General features: G+C 71.7%; 2 protein-coding genes and 1 pseudogene. 1 reads left to right on the top strand and 2 read right to left on the bottom strand.

Translation table 11 applies throughout. From position 1 onward, the window contains the following. Positions 1-414, bottom strand: a pseudogene (locus tag ABYE80_RS20740) (folate-binding protein); the annotation flags it as partial. Positions 415-440: 26 nt separating this feature from the next. Here ABYE80_RS20740 and ABYE80_RS20735 point away from each other — a divergent pair. Beyond that, positions 441-803: a hypothetical protein gene (locus ABYE80_RS20735; RefSeq protein WP_372792334.1), complete on the top strand. Its 363-nt coding sequence runs from the start codon at positions 441-443 to the stop codon at positions 801-803. 4 nt (positions 804-807) lie between these two features. On the opposite strand, the gene ABYE80_RS20730 is transcribed toward ABYE80_RS20735, so the two are convergent. Further along, positions 808-1,534 (bottom strand): ABC transporter substrate-binding protein (locus ABYE80_RS20730; protein WP_372792332.1); only part of this gene is annotated, 727 nt, incomplete at its 5' end.

Here is a 1,534-nt window from a genome sequence, read left to right as displayed (position 1 = left end):
GCCGGGGACGTCGGCCCCCGCGGCGCGGAGCACGTCGTCGGTCCGGGGACCCAGCAGCGACAGCAGCCCGGACTCCAGGGTGCGCTTGTGCAGCTGGACGTCGTAGCCGATGCTGAAGCGGCGTACGAGGTCGAACAGCGCCTGGAGAGCGACGCGCTCGGTGTCCAGCAGCAGCTCCTCACCGGTCTCGAGCACGCGGACGTCGCCGAGCATCTTCCCCTTGTGGGTGAGGAAGGCGGCGTACACCCCCCGTCCCGGCGCCAGCGTCTCGATCTCGTTGGTGACCTGGCCGTTGAGGAACGACCGGCGGTCCTCGCCCGTGAGGGCGAGCTTGCCCCGCTGCGACCTGTCCAGGATTCCGCAGGCGGTCGTGAGGACGGTGTGGTCGGCGTCGGTGGCGGCGAGCACGGTCATCGTCCAGCGAGGGTACTCTTCGCCTCATGGCGCTCGCCGACACCTTCGCCCGGATCGTGGACTCGCTGCCCGACGACTGGACCGACCTCGAGCTCGATCTGCGGATCGACGACGAGGACCGGTACATCGACGCCGCGGTCTACATGGTGACCTGCAACGCCCAGCCCTACTCGCAGCACGACTGGCACTGGCGCCTGCTCGTCGCCCACCGGTTCGGGCACGCCGCGTCGGTGCCCGCGGTCAGCACGGCCCTCGGCCTGCTCGACGACGCCGGGATCACCGGGGAGCTCGCGGTCCGTCAGGTCCGCAGCGGTCGCGTGGAGGTGACCCAGATGTGGGGTCGCCCGCAGTCCGTGCGCGACGAGTTCCGCCGCCTGCGCGCCCAGTAGGCGCTCAGAGCGTCGGGAACGTCAGCGGCACGTTCACCGGCTCCTTCGTGATGCCGACCTCGGCCTCCCAGGCCGCCCACTTCGTCACGGCGTCGCGGGCGAACACGCCGAAGCCCGTCGGGCCGGCGGCGAACGCCGGGCCGACCGCGTCGAGATCACGCTCGATCGCGCTGCGGTCCAGCCCTTCCTGCTGATCGAGGAGCGCCGAGACCGCGCTCTCGGGGTCGATGATGGTCTCGTCGTAGCCGCGCTTGAGCGCTTTGACCACGGCGGAGACCAGCGAACGGCGGTCCTGCAGCGTCGTGCTGGTCGTGCAGAGCACCAGCTCGGGGTAGCTGGGCGCGCCGTACGCGTCCAGGCGGAAGATCCTGGTCGCGGGCCGCTGGCGTTGCAGCGCGACGCCCTCGACGTTCCAGAACGCGGTGGCGGCGTCGACCTTGCCGCCCAGCAGGGCGGGGACCGCCGTGAACCCGATGGTCGTGGTCTCGACCCGATCGGGGTCACCGCCGTCGGCCTCCACGATCGAGCGCAGGACGGCGACATCGCTGGGCAGGCCCGTGACCCCGACCCGGCGACCCTCCAGGTCCTTGGGACGCCGTATCTCCGGCGCCGCGAGGATGCTGGCGAGCGGCTGCTGCACGACCGGCATGACCGCGACGAGGTCGGCGCCCTTCTCGCGGGCGATGGCGAGGTCGTGCAGGTCGAGGATCGCGAAGTCCACGCGCCCGGCG

Origin of the sequence: Paraconexibacter sp. (genome assembly GCF_041602235.1) — a bacterium.
Classification (GTDB): Bacteria; Actinomycetota; Thermoleophilia; order Solirubrobacterales; family Solirubrobacteraceae; genus Paraconexibacter.
Note: the sequence above shows the minus strand (reverse complement) of the source record. Positions and strands in the feature narration are given on the sequence as shown.

What these genes read in the sequence shown, in the direction of transcription:
- ABYE80_RS20735 (WP_372792334.1), top strand. Translation starts at nt 441, where the DNA reads ATGGCGCTCGCCGACACCTTCGCCCGGATCGTGGACTCGCTGCCCGAC.